The sequence below is a fragment of the Sphingomonas sp. PL-96 genome (genome assembly GCF_020707215.1).
In the GTDB taxonomy this organism is placed as follows: domain Bacteria; phylum Pseudomonadota; class Alphaproteobacteria; order Sphingomonadales; family Sphingomonadaceae; genus Sphingomonas.
On sequence record NZ_JAJFET010000009.1, the window covers coordinates 17,411 to 37,927 of the forward strand.

Below are 20,517 nucleotides of genomic sequence, written 5' to 3' on the forward strand. Positions count from 1 at the left end.
GCAATAACCTTCAACACGCTCAAGCGCAAGAAAGCGAAACCAAACGAAACTCAGGACCACGTTGCCGCTGATGAGTCTTCAGCGTCCGGCTCGATCGCGAGCAGCAGCGATGCAATCAGCGCAAGGCCTATGCCGACGAGCTTGACCGGCCCCGGCATGACGCCGAGCACGATCATCGAGATGATGGCAGTGGCCAATGGTGCGCCGGCATTCGCGAGCGGAGCGACGATGATCGCCTTGCCGTGGCGAAAGGCGAACACCAGGGTCAGCGCGCCGATCGCGTTCAGCAGCTGGATGCCGGCGGCGAGCAGTGGCCCGTCCGCGGCCCAGTTGATCGCCTGTGTCCGATCGGTCATCGCCCAAGCGACCGGCGTCAGCAGCAGCCCCGTCAGCATCATGTAGAAGAAGATGCTTTCCGCCGACATCAGGTTGTTGGCGGCCTTCATAAAATAGGCCTGCACGCCCCAGCACAGCATTACCAGCAACGCCGGGAGCAGCCAGATGGCGCTGCCGCCGGAACCGGTCGCGAAGTCGAACGTCGGCAGTGCGAGCAGCGCCAAGATGATTCCCAGCACGCCGCGCCGCCCGGTTCGTTCGCGTAGAATCACGAACGACAAGGCGATCGTCACCACCGGTGACAGCGAGATGATCGGGAAGATCAGATATGCCGGCCCGCGCGCCACCGCGTAGAACAGCACCATCTGTCCACCGGCGCCGAGCAGACCTACCGCGAGGCCGTAAGCGACCGCGCGCGGTGAGGGGTCCAGCTTCCAGCCGGTCAGCCCCAGCACCAGCAGCGCGGGCGGCACCATCGTGAGTGCCCACACGCAATAAACCAGAGTGTCGGGAAAGCCGTGCTTCGGCGACAGGCCCGAGAATGCGCCCCAGAACCCCCAAAGCACCACGGTGGTCAGCGCATTGATTAGCCAGGCCCGCCCGCCCGTGGACGGGACGGCCGTCAGCGTCGCGGTGGTCATGCGGCGGTCTCCGGCGTGGCGGTGATCAGCAGGAAACGCTCGAAGGTCGCCGGGATGCTCGCCTTGTCGCGGCTGGCCGTGCCCAGCGGCGTGCCGGTGAAGCTGTTGGTCAACGTGTAGCGGCCGGAACTGAGCCCACGCAGCGCGATGGGCCCGGTCCACTTGTCGGCGAAGAAGGCGTAGTGGAGCGTGCCGGCCTTGTTGACGACATGCGCCTCGGGCTTGTCGAACCCGATGTCGTACAAGCCGCCCAGATACTCGGCCATGGGCAGCATGTTGGCCCGGTACAGCGCGATCCACTTGCGCCACACCGCTTCCTTCTGCGGCGTCAGCACGAATCCGCCGGGCGGCAGCGGTTCGGCAGGATCTGCGGTGTCGTGCGGCCAGGTGAACTTGGTCGATGGGATCGCGCCAATGCCATAGGTCGAGGCAAAATCGTCGCGGTTGTCGCTCAGCTCGACGTGATCGCCGGAATAGGGCGCCGCCGGCCCCATCAAGGCCTTGAACGTCTTGCCCTTGAGCCGGACCTGCCACGAACTGAGCGGATCGGATGCCGGCGTGTTGTTCATCGCCGGGATGTTGTGGAAAGCGAACGAATCGCCGCATGGGCACAGTTCGACGACCGCCTGCGGATTGGCCGCGATCGCCTCATCGTAGATCGCTTTCCAGAAATCCTGCAGCTTCTCGAACGATTCCTCGGGACGGGCGTGGTTGTGCGCCGGATTGTAGCACGGGGCGACGCCGTTCAGATGCTGGCCGTCGAGCTTCAGCCCGTCATAGCCCCATTCGCCGACGATGCGGCGCACCTGCGCGCGGAAGAAGTCCACCGTTGGCTGATACGCCGGGCACAGGGTGAAGGCGCTCCACCAACTAACGTTCTGGGCCGCCCCGTCGCGATCGAGCAGCAGCATATCGGCATGATCGCGCAGCATCTCCGTGCCGGGATCGACCGCGAGCGGCGCAAGCCACAGCCGTGGCTTCATGCCTGCCGCCTTCACGCGATCCGCAAACGCCTTCATGTCGGCGTCGCCGCGCTTCATTCGCTTCTGATCGACGATCCAATCGCCTTCGGACTTCTGCCAGCCATCATCGAGCACCGCCCATTCCAGCCCGACCTCCTTGGCCTTGGGTAAGGTGGCGTAGATCTGCTCGGTGTCGAAGTTCCGGCCATAGCCCCAAGCGCACCAGATCGGCTCGTAGCTGGAGGCCGGGATGGTCGGTGCGGCAAGCCCGCGGTCGGCCATGAGTTGGCGATAAGCGTCGAGTGGTCGGAAATGATCGCCCTCGTGAACCATCACGAAGCTGGCGGGCAGCGTCAGCGTCTCGCCGGGTTGCAGCACTGTCGGCGCGTCGCCGCTCATTCCGATGCGGGTGCCGGTCGGTTGCGCGGCAACCGGAAGCGCGACGAGGCGTGGCACCGTTTCGACGTGGCCGACCGCGATCCCAGCATCGCGCCGCCACACGACCGCGACCGGCGTGCCGCCGCCATAGTCGGAACCGTTCATTCCCATGAAGTTGCGTTGCTCGAAGCCGGGCTTGACCGGTTGGATCCAGTCGCGCCGGTCGGGGTAGGAGGCTCCTGCGAATGTCCAGGCGCCGTCGGCGTGCGTCAGCAGATCGTGGCTAAGGCTGCGCCAGCTCGCGATCCCCAACGGCGCGGTGCCGGTGTTGCGATAACTGATATCGACGAGCGCCAGGCCGGGGTGGCGATCGAGGAACGTGATCGCCTTGCGCTGCTCGATCCTGCCCGAGGCGGTGCTGCGCAGAACGTGGCGCTGGCCGGGACCATGCGGCCCATTCACGCGCTCACGCTGCTGGTCAAGCAGCAGGAAGCGGTCGATCGCGCCGCCGTCCACCAGCCGCAGTGCTTCACCCGGCTCGAGCGCGGTCAGCGCCTGCTTGCCACGCCACAGACGTGAGCGCATTCCCTGGTCAATCTCGATCGTCAGCACGCCATCGGTAAGCCGCGTGCTTGCTGGCGGTGCGGCGTAGAGCGGGGCGGGGAGTATCGTGGCGCCGCCGATCATTGCCGCACCCGACATCAGCCCGCGCAGTGCCTGACGCCGTGAGATATGATTCTGCGGCATTCTCCGTGTCCCTCCAACGCGATCCGCTATCCCCTCCGGTGACCCGGATGTGGTTTCGGCCGCCGGAAAGAGCTTGCACGATCGAACGTGCCAGCGCAAACCATAACGCAACTTACACGAATGTTTTCTTTCGTTTCCTTGCGCGAGGGAGTGTCTTGATGATCGTCCGCATCCTTCTTCCGACCGTGGCGATGCTGCTCGCCTCCGCGGCATCGCCGCCGCCAGTGGCAACCTATGGCGAGGGCGATTTCGTCCGGGTCCGCAAGTTCGATGCCCATGTTCATGCCAACGTCGACACGCCCGAGTTCCTCGCCGTCGCGCGGAGCGACGGATTCGAACTGCTGTCGATCAACGTCGACTATCCGGACTTCCCGCCGCTGGCGACGCAGGAGGCGATTGCAGTCAAGATGCACGCGGCCGATCCGAAGCGCTTCCACTTCGCCACCACCTTCTCGATGGACGGTTTCGGCACGCCGGGCTGGCCGGCGCGGGCCCAACAGCAGGTCACGGCCGGACTCGCCAGAGGTGCGGTCGCGGTGAAGGTGTGGAAGAACATCGGCATGGTCGCCAAGGATACGCAGGGTAAGCGCGTCTTCCTCGACGATCCGCGGTTCGATCCCGTCATGGCGAACATCGAGACGCGGGGTGTGCCGCTGATCGCTCATCAGGGAGAGCCACGCAATTGCTGGCTGCCCCTCGACGAGATGACGACGGAGAACGACCGCGCCTATTTCAAGGCGCACTCCGAGTATTACATGTACCTCCACCCGGAAGAGCCGAGCTACGAAGCGTTGATGGCGGCCCGCAATCGGTTCGTGGCGCGACATCCGAAACTTTCCGTCGTCGGGGCGCACATGGCCAGCCTGGAATGGAGCGTCGACGAGCTGGCGCGCTTCCTCGACCATTATCCAAACGCCACGGTGGACCTGGCGGCGCGTATGACCAACCTGCAGGCGCAGTCGGTGAAGGATCAGGCCAAGGTCCGCGCCTTCTTCCTGAAATATCAGGATCGCCTGTTGTACGGCACTGATCTAACGCAGAATCCGCCCGATCCCGCTGCTCGAGCGCAGAACCCGCCGGCAGCCGACGATTTCCCTGCCGAGGCGAGCCGGGTGTGGCGTGCCGATTGGCGTTACCTCGCGACGGGGCTGTCGCAGCGGGTCGATGCAATCAAGGGCGACGCGGCGGGATTGGCATTGCCGCGCGGGGTCATCGACAAGATCTACTATGCCAACGCGAGGCGGGTCTTCAGGCTCGGCACGTAGAAGGGGCGAGGGGTGGGCCGATTCGGCCTCCTTTCATGCCTGATGCAGCGCGAAGCCGAGCCGGTCGGCGGCGCGCGTGACATCGCTGGTTGCGCCATCGGTAACAAGATCGTCGATGTCACCCGCGTTGATGATGCGATGCAGGCATACGCGGCCGAACTTGCTGTGGTCCGCCACGGCGATCACGCGCCGCGCCGTCTGCACCATCTTGCGGTTGAGCATCGCCTCTGGCTCGAAATGGGTCGTGATACCGCGATCCACGTCGAAGCCGTCGACACCGAGGAATAGCTTGTCGACATGCAGATCCTCAAGCGCGGCGACGGTCTGCGCGCCGTAGAAGGCCATGTTGCGTCGCCGAAGCTGGCCGCCGAGCATCACGACGTTGAGCCGCTCCTTGCGCGAGAGCACAGCGAGGATGTCGAGATCGTTGGTCAGCACGGTGACATCCTCCAAATCGGGCAGATGACGCGCGATTTGGAGGGTGGTGGTACCTGAATCGAGCACGATGGAATCGCCCGGCGCGACCATCGCGGCGGCGCAGCGACCGATGCGGTCCTTCTCTGCCGGCAGGATCAGGCGCTTGGCCTCGACGGGGGCTTCGGTGGCGACGTTTACCGCGTCGGCCGAGATCGCGCCGCCATAGGAGCGCTCCGCCACGCCGCGCTTGGCGAGATAGTGCAGATCCTTGCGGATCGTCTGCATCGAAACGCCGAACCGCTCGGCCAGCGGGGCCACTTGGACGCTGCCGCGCTCGCGCACCAGGGCGCTGATCTGCTGGCGTCGCTCGCTGGTGTCCCGGATCATCATCATCTCCCTGAACCAGGGCACTTATCAGCGCGCAACCGGAGCGACAAGAAAAACGCACGTTTCGTTTCTTTTCTGTTTGACAGTTCTGCGACAGCCAAGATACCCAAACGCAATATATCGCGCTCGAATATGAGAGCGGGAAGGGGAAGAGAAATGGCGCGACTTGGTACGTGGCATTATCTGGCATCGGTGAGCGTCTGCGCGGCTGCGCTCGCTGCAAGCCCGCCGGTCCTCGCTCAAACCGGGAGCCCGCAATCTGCGGACGAACCGCCCCAGCCGGAGGCGGTGCTGACCGATCCGGCGCAGCAGCCGGGCGAGACGGGTGAGCCCGGTTCCGGTGCCGACATCATCGTCCGCGGCGTTCGCGGCAGCCTGTTACGCTCGATCCAGGCCAAGCGCAGCGCCGACACGATCGTCGACGCGATCTCTGCCGAGGAACTCGGCAAATTTCCCAACCGCAACGTCGCCGAGGCGCTCGCCAACATCCCCGGCGTGACGGTTGGCCGAGACGGCCGGGGCGAGGGGCGCGACATAACCGTTCGAGGCCTGGGCCAGAATTTCGCGATCACGACGCTCAACGGCCGCATCCTGCCGACCGACGGCACCGACCGCTCCTTCGCCTTCGACGTGCTGCCGTCGGAGATCATCTCGGGTGCCGAGGTCAAGAAAGCGGTGCGGGCCAACGAATTGGAGGGCAGCATCGGCGGCAACGTCGATCTGCGCACCGCGCGTCCACTCGACCGAACCGGCTTCCATGCCTCGGCGGCAATCGAGGGGCAGTATAACGATTTCGCCGAGAAGGGCGGCTATCGCGCCAGCGGCGTCGTCAGCACCACCTTCGCCAACAATACAATGGGCATCCTCGTCGGGGCGAGCTACAACAAGTACAAGTTCCGCACCGACAATCTTGGCGAATATTCGATCACCGACGGCACCGAGGCGGGCTATGGCGTCGACTTCAACGGCGACGGTCGGGTCGACGACAATCCGGATGGCCCGGCCTATATCTGGCCGGACTATTATAGCGTTGGCTATGTCGAGGGCGAGCGTGAGCGGATCGGCGCGGCCGGCGCGTTTCAATGGAAGCCGTCCGATCGCTTCGCGCTGACGATTGACGGGATCTACAGCCACTTCGACGTCAAGCAGAGCAACTACCGGTCGTCCAATTATCTCAATCCGCTAGGTGACGACGGGTCACCGCGGTGGGACCCCGCATCGATCACCACCGACGAGAACAATGTCGTTACCGGCTTCGCGCTCGACAATCTCGTGTCGGAAGTGCTCACCACGAACGAGCCGCGGAAAAGTCAGACCTATCAGATCGGCGGGCGTATCGACTGGCAGGTCGGCCACCGGCTCAAGCTCGCGGTGGACGGCTACTATGGCAAGGCGACGGACAATACCGGCGGGCAGAACCGCTTCGTGGTCGCGGGCATTACCGGCGCATCAGCCACCTTCGCGACGAGGGAAAACGGTATTCCCGATCTCGCAATCACGCTCCCCGGCGGGCGAACGCTCGACCAGGCTACCGATGACGATTTCCGGGCCCATTACATCGGCATCCAGGGGCAGGACATCGAGGACCGCATTCAGAGCGTGAAGCTGGACGGCGAGTGGGAGATCGAGAACGACACGTTCCGCTCGATCGTCTTTGGCGCCGCCTGGACGGACCGGCGCAAGATCGTCGACACGATCGACAATCAATATACGACGTCATGCAGCTACTGCGGCTACCCCTTCACCTTCGGCGAGATCGGCGCACAGGTCGTTCGCCAGGGCTCGCAGAACAACATCCTTTCCAAGCTGCCGGGCAACTTCCCGCGCAACCTGCCGGTGTTCGATATCGACACCTATCTCGCGGCGCTGCCACGGGCCGACAACAACCCCGCGATCCTGAATCCCAACAGCTGCCTCGACGATAGCGGGACGGCCATTCCAGGCTGTGCCCTGTCGCCCTATCCGGCAGGCTATTCGACGCAGGTGATCGAGGCCGATCTTCCGGCTTCCTACCGCATCAAGGAGCGCACCTGGGCCGGATACGTCCAGTTCAATCTCGCCGGCGAGCGCTGGCGTGCGGATGTCGGCGGGCGGCTGATCTATACCAAGGTGAACTCGACGGGCTACGGCGCCACCATCGCCAGCATCCTGCCGCGCGTCGGCACGCAGGACAATGACGTCGATTTCAATCCCGTGGAGGCGATCAACGGCGGCGGCGACTATCTGCGGCTGCTGCCTGCCGCGAACTTCTCCTACGATCTCGACGATGGCCTGCGCATCCGTCTTGCCGCATCGCAGGCGATCTCGCGGCCGACCTTCGCGGAGCTTTCACCGGCGCAGGACGCGACCTCTGCCCAGTCGGGTACGTTCATCATCTACAACGCCGGCAACCCGGACCTTCGCCCCACCAGTGCCGACCAGCTGGACGTTTCGCTCGAATATTACCCGTCGAACCGCCTCGCGCTCACCGCGGCCGCTTTCTTCAAGCATATCACCAATTTCGTCTCGACCGTGCCGGTGGACGTAGTTGTCACGCCGACCGAGCAGCCGGCGAACCAGCAGCAGAATTTCAACTTCGTCCAATATCAGGTCGTCAATGGCGACAGCGCCAATGTCTACGGCGTCGAAGTCGGCGGCCAATATTTCCTCGACAACGGCTTCGGTATTCAGGCTAACGCAACCTACAACCACTCGCGCGCGAAATCAGGCGACACCACCACTGATCTGCCGGGCGCCATCCCCTTCTCGGCCAATGCCAAGTTGTTCTACGAGAACCACGGAATCGGGGCGCAGGTCTCCTACAGCTACCAGTCGCGCTTCGTATACGCTCAGTCCGGAAATCTTGGCTATCTTCCGGTCAAGGAAGATCCGTATCATGAAGTCTCCGCAAGCCTCTCCTACGACGTGGCGAAGAACTTCACCATCTATGGGCAAGGATCCAACCTGCTCGGATCGGCAGTGAAGCGTTTCAATACATACCGCAACGTTCCGAACTTCTACGAATATTCGGGCCGGGCGTTCTTCGCGGGCGTGCGCGCCCGCTTTTAGGCGCGGCTTCCATCCAACAAGAAAAACCGGGCGGGAAATATGAGCATTCGTGGACCTGCGACGCGTCGTTCGGCGTGGCGTGCGCGCCTGATGGTCGGTTCGGCAATGATGCTGGCGCCTGTGGCGGCGCAGGCACAGACATTGGGCGCCAACGCGCCGGTCGAGGGTGTCGAGACCGCGCCTGCGGAGACTCCCGGAGAGGATATCGTCGTCACGGGCCTTCGCGCCGGCATCGAGCGGTCGCTGTCGGACAAGCGAAGCGCGATCTCGGTGGTGGACGTGATCTCGGCCGAAGACATCGGCAAGTTCCCCGACAACAACCTGGCCGAATCGCTGCAGCGCGTGCCCGGCATCACGATCGACCGCTCGGTCACCGGCGAGGGGCAGACGATCAACCTGCGCGGCCTGGGGCCGCAATTCACGCGCAGCGAGATCAATGGCGGCACTGCCCTCAATGGCTTCGACTTCAGTGTCCTCGCGCCCGAACTGTTCGCGCGGATCGAGGTGGAGAAATCGCCTACCGCCAGCACGGTGGAGGGCGGCCTTGCCGGTACGGTCAAGATCGAAACCCCCAAGCCCTTCGACATCCAGGGCTTCCGCGCGACGGTCACCGGCGGGGTGACGATCGGGCAGAAGGCGGAGCCAGTGCCGCGCTTCTTCGGACTTGTCAGCCGAAACTGGGACGACCGATACGGCCTGACCCTCGGTGTTGCCTATTCGAAGACCGATTTCCGTACGAACGAAGTCGATTTCGGTCCGTGGGTCGCGTTCCGCAACATCGCATCGGCGGACGTGCTCGCCACTGCGCCAGCCGTGTTGCTCGATGCCGCCACGCCGCGCACGACGGCCTTCTACAGCTACCAGCAGAAGCGCGACAACCTGGGCATCACGCTGGCCGGCCAGGCTCGCCCGACCGAGACGCTCGAACTGACCACCGACTTCCTTTACGCGCGCCGTCGTGGCACGCAGATCGACGACCGCCCCGACGCGCCGATCGAGGGCACCAGCTTCTTCGCCGACGGCACCAGTTCGCCCGGCAACCAGGCGCCGGTCGATTACGTGATCGAGAACGGCGCGGTCACCCAGGCGACGTTCCGCAATATCCAAAACCGCGTGGGGTACAGCTATCAGCCGCAGGAGAACGAGGTCTATCAGGGAACGCTGCGCGCCAAATGGCAGACGGCCGAGCACCTGACCATCACGCCGGGCTTCAGCTACGCGCACCAGCGCGCCAGCAACGAGCTTAACCTGTTCTCCTTCGCCGCTTACGGCGCCGACGTCACCTATCGCGTCGATGGCGACGTGCCGCAATTCTCGTCCACTGCGACCGACTTCAGCACCAATCCCGAGGCGTTCGGCTACAACGTCTTCATCTTCAATCGTGCGGTGAACACGATTGGCGAATATGTCGGCCGCGTGGATGCCACGCGTGACTTCGACGACGTGCCTGGGCTCGCCAGCATCCAGGCCGGTGCGCGCTACACCCATCGCACCTCGCGCCAGCGGGCTCGCAACGTAGGCCTGTACCGCGGTGCCGAACTGCTCGGCGACAATCCGCTCGGTCTCGGATCGTTCGCGGACACGCTGAAGTTCAGCGTGCGAAACGCCGAAACGCCCGACCGTATCCTGTCGGTCGACCGCCAGAAGCTGATCGACACCATCTATCCGGGCCTCGATCCGTTCAACTCCGATCAGTTCGCCACCGATCCGCAGGGTGACACCCTGAACTCGTTCGAAGTGATCGAGCAGACCTATGGCGGCTACCTACAAGGCAATTTCGATTTTGGATCGTTGTCGGTCAACGCGGGTGTGCGTGCGATCGTCACCGATACTGACTCAAGGGGCTCGAGCCTGATCGGCACCGAGCTGACGCCTAGCAATGTGCAGGCGCGCTACACGAATTTCCTCCCCGCCTTCAACGCACGCTGGGAAGTCGCGCCCAACATGCTGATCCGCGGGACCTATTCGCGTGCGATGACGCGGCCGACGCTGGACCAGTTGAGCCCGGCGACGGTGATCAACTCCGGCCCGCGCACCGGCACCCGCGGCAACCCGAACCTCAGGCCGTACCTGGCGGACCAGGAGGATCTCGGGTTTGAATGGTATTTCCATCCTGGTGCGCTGCTGACGATCAACGGCTTCGCCAAGCAGATCAACTCACTGATCTCGCAGACGACCGTGTCGGAACTGGCCAGCTTCCCTGATCAGGAGACCGGCCAGCCCACCTCAGGCATCGTCGCCTTCACCCAGCCCACCAATGGCGACAATGCGACGATCCACGGCGTGGAGGCGGGCGTTCAATCGCCCTTCTTCTTCCTCCCGGGGCAGCTGAGCTATTTCGGCGGTATACTCAACTTCACCTATGCCTCCAGCAAGGCGACCACGCGGTCGGCCGACGGCTCGTCGCGCACCACCCCGCTGCCTGGCTTGTCGAAGAAGAGCGCCAACGCGGTGCTCTACTATGATCATGCGGGTCTGGACGCGCGGCTCGCCTATGCCTGGCGCAGCACCTATCTGCGTGCGGACGCAGTCGGGGCTCAGTTCGGTGCCGAGCGCTACATCCGCGGCTACGGCCAGCTCGACTTATCGGTGAATGCCTTTGTCCTCCCCAGCGTCCAGCTCGGCTTCAACGTCAACAACCTGCTGGATACGCAGCGCAAGGAGTACATCTTGATCGACAGCGGCGCGAAGATGCCGGCGAGCTTCCTGGAGCAGGAACGCCGCTTCGTGCTCACGGCGCGGATCATCCTCTAACGCAGGCGGTCCGGTTGGCCTCGCTGGAACGATCCGTCTCGCCTCGCCGAGCTAGAGGTTATTTGGGTCAACGGTGGGAACTACGTTGCTAGCCGAGACCACGGGCCGGGTCGCTGAGCAACCGTTGCTGCGTCTTCGGGCGGACGCGCAGCTCGAACGCTGGCGTTGAGCAAGCCTCGCCACGCTGGCAGCCGTAGCGGCCACATGCGTGGCGAGGCCGCGCGCAGGATGTTTAGGGCAGCGTTGTGATCCCGGTGGATGCCGATTTCGCAGGCACAAATGTGCCGGCGTTTTGTGCACCTGTGCTTCGATGACGGCGCCGCCATCCTCGTGCACCACCTTGTCGGCGCGGAAGTCGTGCCCGCTGGGTAGCGAGTCGAGGGTGAGTGCGGGGAAGAGCGCTGGGCCAAGCCGAAGCGGCGCCGTCGCCGCCTTGGACTCGAGCGTTCCGATCGGGACGATCCTAACCGGCATGCCTGAGACCATCACGGGAATGATCCGGTGGGCGAGCGCGCCCCGGCATCCATACCCCAGAGCGTCTCCAGCGATGCTGCCGAAGTCCCGTTCCCGCCTGCACGGGATCACGTAGGCCCGACCGTCGCTGCAGCGCCACTGGCGAGCCGACCGCGCCGGCGGCCGACTCTGACGCGTGTTAAGCGCCGTAAGCAGGGCGTCCACGGCGCGGATCTGGATGGCCAGCGCCAGAAGGGCCCGCTGATGCCCCATCGCCTTGTGGGGCCACGCCAGTGTCCCTGTCTGGATGCGCCGGAGATGGTCCGTGGACGCATCCGCCAATTCCTGCTCGGCGATCTCCGTCAAGGAGTTGCGGACGTTCCAAGGGGCGCTCCGCACCAGCTGGTCGAGATCGACCTAAGCGTCGCGCAGATCGGGAACGGAGGGTTGGACTCGGGATTGTGCCTCCGCGAGGTCGCGGCACGCCTTACACCGATCATCCTTGTCCATGGCTCGGTGTGCAAAACTCGAAGAGTGAACAAGTTGTATCACTTGATGGCGATCTTCGGTGTTCCGACGACAGGCCACCCGATTTCCCCGCACCCTCGAGCAGCGAGAAAGCGCCTAGGCAGATCGTCTAATCCGCCGAAGCGATCTCGCTGCGATCGGGAACGGACCGCCCTGGAAGGCGGCGGACCTCTCTTCGGGGCCCGGTTGATGCGCCGCCGGCGCACCCAGGGCGAAATACGATCACTTCAACAAGGCCGCCAACACGCCAGGGGCGAAGAAGGTTGCTCCAGAGGCAGGGCTAGATAGCGCCCACAGTAGGTTCGGTGGAAAGTGGTGCCCGGGGACGGGGTCGAACCGCCGACACTGCGATTTTCAGTCGCATGCTCTACCAACTGAGCTACCCGGGCATTCCGTCCTGAACCGGACAGAGCGCGCCTGTTAGTCGGCGGATTCGTCGCTGTCCAGCCCGCCATGCGAAATTTGTTCGGCAGGGGCCTGAGTGCCGGGCAGGCGATAGCCTTCGCCCAGCCAGTTGAGCAGGTCGCGGTCGCGACAGCCTTGGCTGCAGAAGGGGGCGTGCTGCGCGGCCACGGGGGCTCCGCACAGCGCGCAGACATCACGGGAAGCGCGCTTGGACATGGCCGGCGGATATGGCGAGGGCGGGGTCCTCCCGCAAGGCAACGGGCGCACCGATGCGGCTTGCAAGCTCGCCCAGCCATGCGGGGCGGGCGGAGAGGTGGGCGACGAGCGCCGGGTGGGCGGTCAGCGTGCGCTCGCCGGCGCCGCCGGTGCGCTCCGCCAAGCGGAGCAGCGCGCGGGCGTGGGCGGCGACGGGGTCGTGGGCGTAGAGCTCCGGGATCGACACTCGGGCGCGGCGGCGGACGATCTGGACGAAGCCGAAGCCGTTGACGGCAGTGCGCTCAAACGGCTGCGGCAAGGCGGTGTCGATGGCGGCGGCGGCAGTCTGGCGCGCGGCCTTGTCGCCGGCGTCGGGCAGGTCGATGCCGATCGAGCCGCCGATGTCGAGGCGACGGACCGCGCGGGCGGCGGCGGCGGCACCGGCGACCGCGAGGGCGGCGGGTGCCTGTTCGCCGTCGACGTCGATCAGCGTCATCGCGGGGGTGAGCGAGAGGGTTAGGTTGCCGGTCGCGAAGGTCACCTGACCGGTGACGGCTTCCTCCAGCAGCGTGGACCAGCCGGCGTCCTCGAGCAGGTCCGCGTCGAAGCGGCCGAGCAGCTGGGCGTCGGGGAGGCGTTGGAGGAGGTCGGGGCCCTCGCCCAGCGTCGCGCCCTCAGCGGCAGGACGTGCGCGGGCGCGCTTGGGCTTGCCGGGTTCGGGGAGCGGTGGGCGGGTGATCTCGACCAGCAGGCTGGCGCCTTCGGGCACGCCGCGGGGCAGGGGGGCGAGCATCGCCTCGCCGCCGTCCCACACGATGACGCCTTCGTTGCGCTGCGTCAGCCGCTTGGCGAGGCGGGCGGCGAGCACCGTGCCTGCGCGTACGGTGTCGTCGGGTTCGATGCAGGCTTCGAGGATGGTGTCGCCGTCGACGAGCGCGGCGCGGGTCTCGCCGATCCCGCGCTCGACGATCCAGCGCATGGGTTCAGGCGAAGCGGTAGCCGCTGGATTCCAGCAGCGCGCGGGTGTCGAACAGCGGGAGGCCGACGACGCCGGAGTGGCTGCCCGACAGGAAGCGCACGAAGCTTTCTGCGCGGCCCTGGATGGCATAGCCGCCGGCCTTGCCCTCACCCTCGCCCGAGCGGAGATACCAGGTGATCTCGTCGTCGGTGAGCCGCTTGAAGACGACCACCGTGTCGGTGACGCGCACGCGCGCCTTGCCGTCGAGCCCGATCACGCAGACGGCGGACAGGCAATGGTGCCGGCGGCCGGACAGGAGGCCGAGCATCGCGCGATGATCGGCCTCGTCGGCGGGCTTGTTGAGGATGCGGCGGCCGACACCGATGGTGGTGTCCCCGGCGACAACGATCTCGTCCGATGCGCGATCGACGGCGCGCGCCTTTTCCTCGGCCAGCCGCAGCGCATAGGGGCGCGGCAGTTCGCCGGGGCGCGGAGTTTCGTCGAGTTCCGGGCCGGCGATGCGATCGGGCACGACGCCGAGTCGCGCCAGCAACTCGCGGCGGCGCGGAGAGGTGGAGGCAAGCACGAGCCGCATGGCTCGGGCCTTATTTGAAGCGGTAGGTGATGCGACCCTTGGTCAGGTCGTACGGGGTCAGCTCGACGAGCACCTCGTCGCCGACCAGCACGCGGATGCGGTTCTTGCGCATCTTGCCGGCGGTGTGGCCGAGGATCTCATGGTCGTTCTCAAGCCGGACGCGGAACATGGCGTTGGGCAGAAGCTCCACCACCTGACCGCGCATTTCCAGAAGTTCTTCTTTTGCCAAAAAATCCTCGCAGGGCTGAAAAGTCGCGGTGCCTTACTCCGGGCGCCGCGAAAAGGAAAGGCGGACGCGGTTCCGGCACGGGCCGCCGCACATCCGATGCGCCCGATATGGGGAGGCTGTTGCCCAAAGTCCACGAAAGGCGGGGCTGAAGGCCCGATCAGGTGCCGGCGAGGGCGGCGAGCAGCAGCAGGGCGACGATGTTGGTGATCTTGATCATCGGGTTCACGGCCGGGCCGGCGGTGTCCTTGTAGGGATCGCCGACCGTGTCGCCGGTGACGGCGGCCATGTGCGCCTCCGACCCCTTGCCGCCATAGTTGCCGTCCTCGATGTATTTCTTGGCATTGTCCCAGGCGCCGCCGCCCGAGGTCATGGAGATGGCGACGAACAGCCCGGAGACGATGACGCCCAGCAGCATTGCGCCGAGCGCTGCGAAGCCCTGCGCCTGGCCGGCGACCGCGGTGATGACGAAGTAGACGAGGATCGGCGAGAGCACGGGGAGCAGCGAGGGGACGATCATCTCGCGGATCGCGGCGCGGGTGACGATGTCGACGGTGTGGGCATAGTTGGGGCGGCTGGTGCCCGCCATGATACCGGGATCGTCGCGGAACTGGCGGCGGACGTCCTCCACCACCGATCCGGCGGCGCGGCCGACGGCGGTCATGCCGAACGCGCCGAACAAATAGGGGAGGAGGGCGCCCAGGAGCAGCCCGACGATGACGTACGGGTTGGAGAGGGAGAAATCGACCGCGAGATCGGGGAAGAAGCGGGTGAGGTCGGTGGTGTAGGCGCCGAACAGGACGAGGGCGGCAAGGGCGGCGGAGCCGATGGCATAGCCCTTGGTCACCGCCTTCGTCGTGTTGCCGACCGCGTCGAGGGCATCGGTGCGCTGGCGGACGTCGTCGGGGAGGCCGGCCATTTCGGCGATGCCGCCGGCGTTGTCGGTGACCGGGCCATAGGCGTCGAGCGCCACGACCATGCCCGCGAGTGCCAGCAGCGCGGTCGCCGCAAAGGCGACGCCGATGATGCCGGCGAGCTGATAGGCGGCGATCACCGCGACGACGATCACCAGCGTGGGAAGCGCGGTGGATTCGAGGCCGATGGCGAGCCCCTGGATGACGTTGGTGCCGTGGCCGGTAGCGGACGCACGTGCGATTGAGCGGACCGGGCGATAGCGCGTGCCGGTGTAATATTCGGTGATCCACACCAGCAGTGCGGTGACGGCGAGCCCGATCAGCATGCAGCCGAACAGGTCCATGCCCGTGAAGTGGGTGCCGGGCGTGGCCGCGGCGCCGAGTGCCGCTTCGGTGGTGAGCGCGTCGCTTGCAGGATCAAGGAAGCCGGCGCCGCCGATCACCGCATGGAGATCGCCCAGCACCCAGCGGCAGGAGAGATAGATCAGCGGCACCGCGAGCAGGATGGTGGTCCACAGCCCCTTGTAGAGCGCGCCCATGATCGAGCCGCTGCGGCCGAGCCGGACCATATAGGTGCCGGCGATCGAGGCGAGGATGCAGGCGCCGCCCACCACCAGCGGCAGCGCCATCAGCCCGAGCAGCTCGGCCGAGGATGCCTGCACCAGCAGCGCGATCGACACCATGGTGAGGCCGAGGGTCACGACATAGGTTTCGAACAGGTCGGCGGCCATGCCCGCGCAGTCGCCGACATTGTCGCCGACGTTGTCGGCGATGACGGCGGGGTTGCGGGGATCGTCCTCGGGGATGCCGGCTTCGACCTTGCCGACCAGGTCGGCGCCGACGTCGGCGGCCTTGGTGAAGATGCCGCCACCAAGCCGGGCGAAGATCGAGATGAGCGACGCGCCGAACGCGAGCGCGGTGAGCGCCTCGACCACTTCGCGGTCGTTGGGAGCGTGGCCGGCTACGGCGACCAGGTACCAGAAGAGGCCGGCGATCGCGAGCAGGCCGAGGCCGGCCACCAGCATGCCGGTGATGGCGCCGGAGCGGAAGGCGAGCGTGAGCCCGGCCTGGAGCGAGCGGCGCGCGGCCTCTGCGGTGCGGACGTTGGCGCGCACCGAAATGGTCATGCCGACATAGCCGGCCGCACCCGACAGGATCGCACCGAGCACGAAGCCGGCGGCGGAAAGGAAGCCGAGCGTGGGCACGAGCAGGACGGCTACGACCAGTCCGACCACGGCGACCGCGCGATATTGGCGGCCGAGATAGGCGCCCGCGCCCTCCTGAATGGCGGCGGCGACCGCCTGCATTCGAACGTCGCCCGGGGAGGCGCGCAGCACCTGAGCTCCGGTAAACACGCCGTAGAGAACGGCGATGACGCCGCAGATCATGGCGAAATAGACGATCGTCATACGCCCCTCCTCTCCAGAAGGTGGCCCGGCGTGCGTGCGTCGGGTCTAACCGATATGGCGGAGCATATGCCGTTGTGGCGGCAGCACAAGTCCGGTTGGGCAGGGTTTGCCGCGCCCTTCCGTTTGTCTCCAGCAGGGATCGAGCTTGCCGAGAGCCCGTGTCGAGAGAGCCGCGGCCGGTTTCTCGAGAGGCCGTCTCGACAAGCTCGACGGCTCCTCGAAACGAACGGGGTGTTTGACCACGGGCGGGGCGGTGACGACGCTGAGTATGCTCTTTCGCCCTGAGGTGCCATTGAGGGAAGTCGAAATGGCGTATCGAAGGACCGCGCGAGGTGCTTCGATACGGGGCTTCGACACGCTCAGCCCCTACTCAGCACGAACGGTCTGGTTCTAGCTGCCGCGGTGCTGGAAGCCGAGGTGGGCGGGGAGCGGTGTGGGAGCGCCACCGTCGGTGAGGGTCAATCCGGGTTCAGCGAGGAAGCGTCCGACCTGGGTGGCCGGTATCGGCGCGGCGGTGCCAGGGGAGAGGGCGAACAGCAGCTCGTAATCGTCGCCGGCGGTCGCGGCCGCCAAGCGGGCGGCGGAGATATCGCCGTTGTGGTGGATCAGGTCGGCGGACAGGGGCACATCTGCCAGGTCGATGGCGACGCCGAGGCCGCTGGCGGCGGCCATGCGGCTGGCGTCGAGGAGGAGGCCGTCGGAGACGTCCATCATCGCGTGGACCACCGGCGCCAGCGCGCGGCCTTCCCCGAGGCGCGGCGTGGGGCGGCGGTAGCGGTCGAGCAGCGTCGGCGGTCCTTCCGCGCCACGGGCGATGGCGAGGCCGGCACCGGCGTCGCCGATGGTGCCGGTGACCCACAGCGTGTCGCCCGCGCGCGCGCCGTCGCGGGCAGGCGTCGCCTCGCTATGGCCGATCGCGGTTAGGGACAGAAAGCGCGGGCTGCCGGCGGGCTGGCGCACCGTGTCGCCGCCGAGCAGGGGGCAGTCGAACGTGGCGAGCGCGGTGGCGAGCCCGGCGAGAAAGGCGCGGTCCCAGGCATCGTCGCCGAGCGGGTAGCCGAGCAGCACACCCACCGGCGTGGCACCCTTGGCCGCCAAGTCGGAGAGGTTGGTGGCCAGCAGCTTCCAGGCGACGGTTTCGGCCGGATCGTCGGGCAGGAAATGCACGCCCTCCACCAGCAGGTCGCTGGTGAGGACGGTGGCGGGGACGTTCCCGGCGGGCAGCACCGCCGCGTCGTCCGTGAGCCCGCGGGCGGCGGGGTGGAGCGGCAGCGCGCGCAGCGCCTCCAGGAACTCGGCCTCGGTCATGCGGCGGTTGTGCCCCGGACGGGGCGGCGCGTCACGCCTCCGGTGCTTCCGCGGGGGTGGTCGAGCCGCCGCGCACGGTCTTGGCGACGCCATCGAGCAGGCCGTTGACGAAGCCCTTTTCGCGGCGGTCGTAGAAGGCGTCGGCGACGTCGATATACTCGCTGATGACGGCTGCGGCGGGCACGTCGACGCGGGCGATCAGCTCATAGGTGCCGGCGCGCAGGATCTGGCGCATCGGCTTGTCGAGGCGGTCGAGCGACCAGCCCGCGGAGAGCTTGGCGGTGATGGCGCGGTCGATCTCCTCGCGGCGGGCGTCGACGCCGCGCACCACGTCGTCGAAGAAGGCGATGTCGGCCTCGGCATATTCCACGCCCTCGATGGTCGCACCCAGCCGGTGCTGGTGGAACTCGTGCAGCAGCGTCGGGATCGGCGTGCCCTCCATCTCCTGCTGATAGAGCGCCTGGACGGCGGCGAGGCGCGCGGCGGCGCGGGCCTGGCGGAGCGCACGGGGGCGGGGGTTGGGCGTGTTCATGGTCAAGTCGTCCATTAGCCAGGGCGCAAGGAGAATGCGCGCGCCGGCGGGAAAGTTCAGGAAAGGCGGATCGCGACGGAGCGGGCGTGGGCGGGAAGCCCCTCCGCCTCGGCGAGCGTCACGGCGGCAGGGCCGATACGCCCAAGCGCCGCAGCATCCAAGCCCAGGAAGCTGGTGCGCTTCATGTAGTCGAGCACCGACAGGCCGGAGGCGAAGCGCGCGCGGCGGCCGGTGGGCAGCACATGGTTCGGGCCGGCGACGTAATCGCCAACCGCCTCGGGCGTGTGGCGGCCCAGGAACACCGAGCCGGCGTTGCGAACGCGGTCGAACAGCGGTTCGGGATTGTCGACGGCGAGTTCGAGATGCTCGGGCGCGAGCCGATCGACGAGCGGCATCGCCTGGTCGAGGCGCTCGACGACGATGATCGCGCCGTTGGCGTCCCAGCTGTCGCGGGCGACCGCCTTGGTGGCGAGGGTCGCGATCTGGCGATCGACGGCATCTGCCACCGCGTCGGCGAACAGGCCGTCGTCGGTGAACAGGATCGACTGGCTGGTGGGGTCGTGCTCGGCCTGGCTGAGCAGGTCGGCGGCGATCCATTCGGGATCGTTGGCGCCGTCCGCGACCACGACGATCTCGGAGGGACCGGCGACCATGTCGATGCCGACGACGCCGTAGAGCTGGCGCTTGGCCTCCGCGACCCAGGCGTTGCCGGGGCCGGTGACGACGTCGACCGGCTTGATGCGTTCGGTGCCATAGGCGAGGGCTGCGATCGCCTGCGCGCCGCCGATGCGCCACACCTCGTCCACGCCGGCAAGTGCTGCGGCCGCGAGGACGAGCGGGTTGACCACGCCGTCCGGGGTCGGCGTCACCATCACCAGCCGCTCGACACCCGCGACCTTGGCGGGAACGGCGTTCATGAGCACGGAAGAGGGGTAAGCGGCGCGGCCGCCGGGCACATAGACGCCGGCTGCCTGAACCGCGCGCCAACGCGCGCCCAGGCGCACGCCTGCGTCGTCGACGCTGTCGCTGTCGGCGGGGCGCTGCTTGGAGTGGTAGGCGACGATCCGGTCATGGGCGAGCTGCAACGCTTCGCGCAGGTTGGGGGCCAGGCCCTCGAGCGCGGCGATGCAGTCGGCCTTTTCGATGCGCCAGCCGGTTTCCTCGGGATCGTGGCGGTCGAAGCGGCGGGTGAAGGCGGCGAGGGCGGCATCGCCCTCGTCGCGCACGGCGGCCAGGATCGCGCGGACGTCGCGGGCGACATCGGCATCGGCCTCGCGGCGGGCGTCGACCAGCTCGGCAAAGCCGCGCTCGAAATCCAGGTCGGTGTAGTCGAGCCTCAGCATGCGGTCTTCTCCATCACCGCACGGCGGAACGCGTCCACCAGCGGCACCACGTCGGGCCGGGTCTTGAACGCGGCGCGGTTGGCGACGAGGCGCGAGCTGACCTCGGCGATCACCTCTACCTCGACCAGGCCGTTTTCCTTGAGCGTGCGGCCCGAGGAGACGAGATCGACGATGCGCGGGGCGAGGCCCAGCACGGGGGCGAGTTCCATCGCGCCGTTGAGCTTCACGCACTCGGCCTGCACGCCGCGGGCGGCGAAGTGCCGGCGGGTGACGTGCGGGTATTTGGTGGCGACGCGGACATGGCTCCAGCCGCGCGGATCGTCGTGCTCGGCCATGCCGGCAGGCTCGGCGACCGAGATGCGGCAGTGGCCGATGCCGAGGTCGACGGGCGCGTAGAGCTCCGAATATTCGAATTCGGCGAGCACGTCCGAGCCGACGATGCCGAGCTGGGCGGCGCCGTGCGCGACAAAGGTCGCCACGTCGAACGCGCGCACGCGGATCAGGTCCACGGCCGGCGTGTTGGTGCGGAAGCGCAGCGCGCGGCTGCCTTCGTCGGAAAAGGCCGGCTCGGGCACGATGCCGACGGCCGCGAGCAGCGGCAGCGCCTCTTCGAGGATGCGCCCCTTGGGGACGGCGAGGATGAGCGGATCGGTCATGAGCGGCGCGGCTTTACTTGGCGCACCGGCCGGGCGCAACGTGCAGTGCGCGGTAGCAGC

At 66.7% G+C, this 20,517-nt stretch carries 15 protein-coding genes and 1 tRNA gene; 3 read left to right on the forward strand and 13 right to left on the reverse strand.

The annotated features are described in order from the left end of the window. Window positions 1-50 precede the first annotated feature (50 nt). Both LK533_RS14655 and LK533_RS14660 read right to left on the reverse strand, forming a co-directional pair. On the reverse strand, window positions 51-977 hold the full coding sequence (locus LK533_RS14655; protein WP_229363825.1) for a DMT family transporter: 927 nt from the start codon (window positions 975-977) through the stop codon (window positions 51-53). Beyond that, complete coding sequence (locus LK533_RS14660; protein WP_229363826.1) at window positions 974-3,064, reverse strand: glycoside hydrolase family 36 protein; 2,091 nt, start codon at window positions 3,062-3,064, stop codon at window positions 974-976. Before LK533_RS14660 ends, LK533_RS14655 begins: the two co-directional genes overlap by 4 nt. A 158-nt stretch (window positions 3,065-3,222) precedes the next feature. Between LK533_RS14660 and LK533_RS14665 the strand changes: the two genes are divergently transcribed. Continuing rightward, window positions 3,223-4,329 carry an amidohydrolase family protein gene (locus LK533_RS14665; RefSeq protein ID WP_229363827.1) on the forward strand — a complete coding sequence of 369 codons (1,107 nt, stop codon included), beginning with the start codon at window positions 3,223-3,225 and terminating at the stop codon, window positions 4,327-4,329. Window positions 4,330-4,362: 33 nt separating this feature from the next. Here LK533_RS14665 and agaR read toward each other — a convergent pair whose 3' ends face one another. Further along, the gene (gene agaR, locus LK533_RS14670; protein WP_229363828.1) at window positions 4,363-5,133 is read right to left on the reverse strand and encodes a transcriptional repressor AgaR; all 771 of its coding nucleotides are present in this window, start codon (window positions 5,131-5,133) and stop codon (window positions 4,363-4,365) included. A 156-nt stretch (window positions 5,134-5,289) separates the two neighbouring features. Here agaR and LK533_RS14675 point away from each other — a divergent pair, with 156 nt between their 5' ends. Next, window positions 5,290-8,181 (forward strand): TonB-dependent receptor, encoded by a 2,892-nt coding sequence (locus tag LK533_RS14675; RefSeq protein WP_229363829.1) that lies wholly within the window; start codon window positions 5,290-5,292, stop codon window positions 8,179-8,181. A 39-nt stretch (window positions 8,182-8,220) separates the two neighbouring features. Next, window positions 8,221-10,935 carry a TonB-dependent receptor gene (locus LK533_RS14680; RefSeq protein WP_229363830.1) on the forward strand — a complete coding sequence of 905 codons (2,715 nt, stop codon included), beginning with the start codon at window positions 8,221-8,223 and terminating at the stop codon, window positions 10,933-10,935. A gap of 1,294 nt (window positions 10,936-12,229) precedes the next feature. Here the strand turns inward: LK533_RS14680 and LK533_RS14685 are convergent. The 10 genes from LK533_RS14685 to hisG form a co-directional block, all read right to left on the reverse strand. Next, a tRNA-Phe gene (locus tag LK533_RS14685) sits at window positions 12,230-12,305 on the reverse strand. Between the two features lie 31 nt (window positions 12,306-12,336). Then, on the reverse strand, window positions 12,337-12,537 hold the full coding sequence (locus tag LK533_RS14690) for a DNA gyrase inhibitor YacG (protein WP_229363831.1): 201 nt from the start codon (window positions 12,535-12,537) through the stop codon (window positions 12,337-12,339). After that, complete coding sequence (locus tag LK533_RS14695) at window positions 12,515-13,495, reverse strand: ribonuclease (protein ID WP_229363832.1); 981 nt, start codon at window positions 13,493-13,495, stop codon at window positions 12,515-12,517. Before LK533_RS14695 ends, LK533_RS14690 begins: the two co-directional genes overlap by 23 nt. A 4-nt stretch (window positions 13,496-13,499) precedes the next feature. After that, window positions 13,500-14,069, reverse strand: a complete 570-nt coding sequence (locus LK533_RS14700) for a Maf family protein (RefSeq protein ID WP_229363833.1) — start codon at window positions 14,067-14,069, stop codon at window positions 13,500-13,502. Window positions 14,070-14,079: 10 nt separating this feature from the next. Beyond that, window positions 14,080-14,298 (reverse strand): translation initiation factor IF-1, encoded by a 219-nt coding sequence (gene infA, locus LK533_RS14705; protein WP_003049127.1) that lies wholly within the window; start codon window positions 14,296-14,298, stop codon window positions 14,080-14,082. A gap of 157 nt (window positions 14,299-14,455) precedes the next feature. Next, window positions 14,456-16,618 (reverse strand): sodium-translocating pyrophosphatase, encoded by a 2,163-nt coding sequence (locus LK533_RS14710; RefSeq protein ID WP_229363834.1) that lies wholly within the window; start codon window positions 16,616-16,618, stop codon window positions 14,456-14,458. A gap of 390 nt (window positions 16,619-17,008) precedes the next feature. Further along, window positions 17,009-17,926, reverse strand: a complete 918-nt coding sequence (gene thiL / locus LK533_RS14715; RefSeq protein WP_229363835.1) for a thiamine-phosphate kinase — start codon at window positions 17,924-17,926, stop codon at window positions 17,009-17,011. Between the two features lie 31 nt (window positions 17,927-17,957). Next, window positions 17,958-18,473 (reverse strand): transcription antitermination factor NusB, encoded by a 516-nt coding sequence (gene nusB / locus LK533_RS14720; protein WP_229363836.1) that lies wholly within the window; start codon window positions 18,471-18,473, stop codon window positions 17,958-17,960. Between the two features lie 41 nt (window positions 18,474-18,514). After that, window positions 18,515-19,801, reverse strand: coding sequence for a histidinol dehydrogenase (gene hisD / locus LK533_RS14725; RefSeq protein ID WP_229363837.1), 1,287 nt, complete (start codon window positions 19,799-19,801; stop codon window positions 18,515-18,517). Beyond that, window positions 19,795-20,457 carry an ATP phosphoribosyltransferase gene (hisG, locus tag LK533_RS14730; protein WP_229363838.1) on the reverse strand — a complete coding sequence of 221 codons (663 nt, stop codon included), beginning with the start codon at window positions 20,455-20,457 and terminating at the stop codon, window positions 19,795-19,797. Before hisG ends, hisD begins: the two co-directional genes overlap by 7 nt. Window positions 20,458-20,517: the final 60 nt, after the last annotated feature.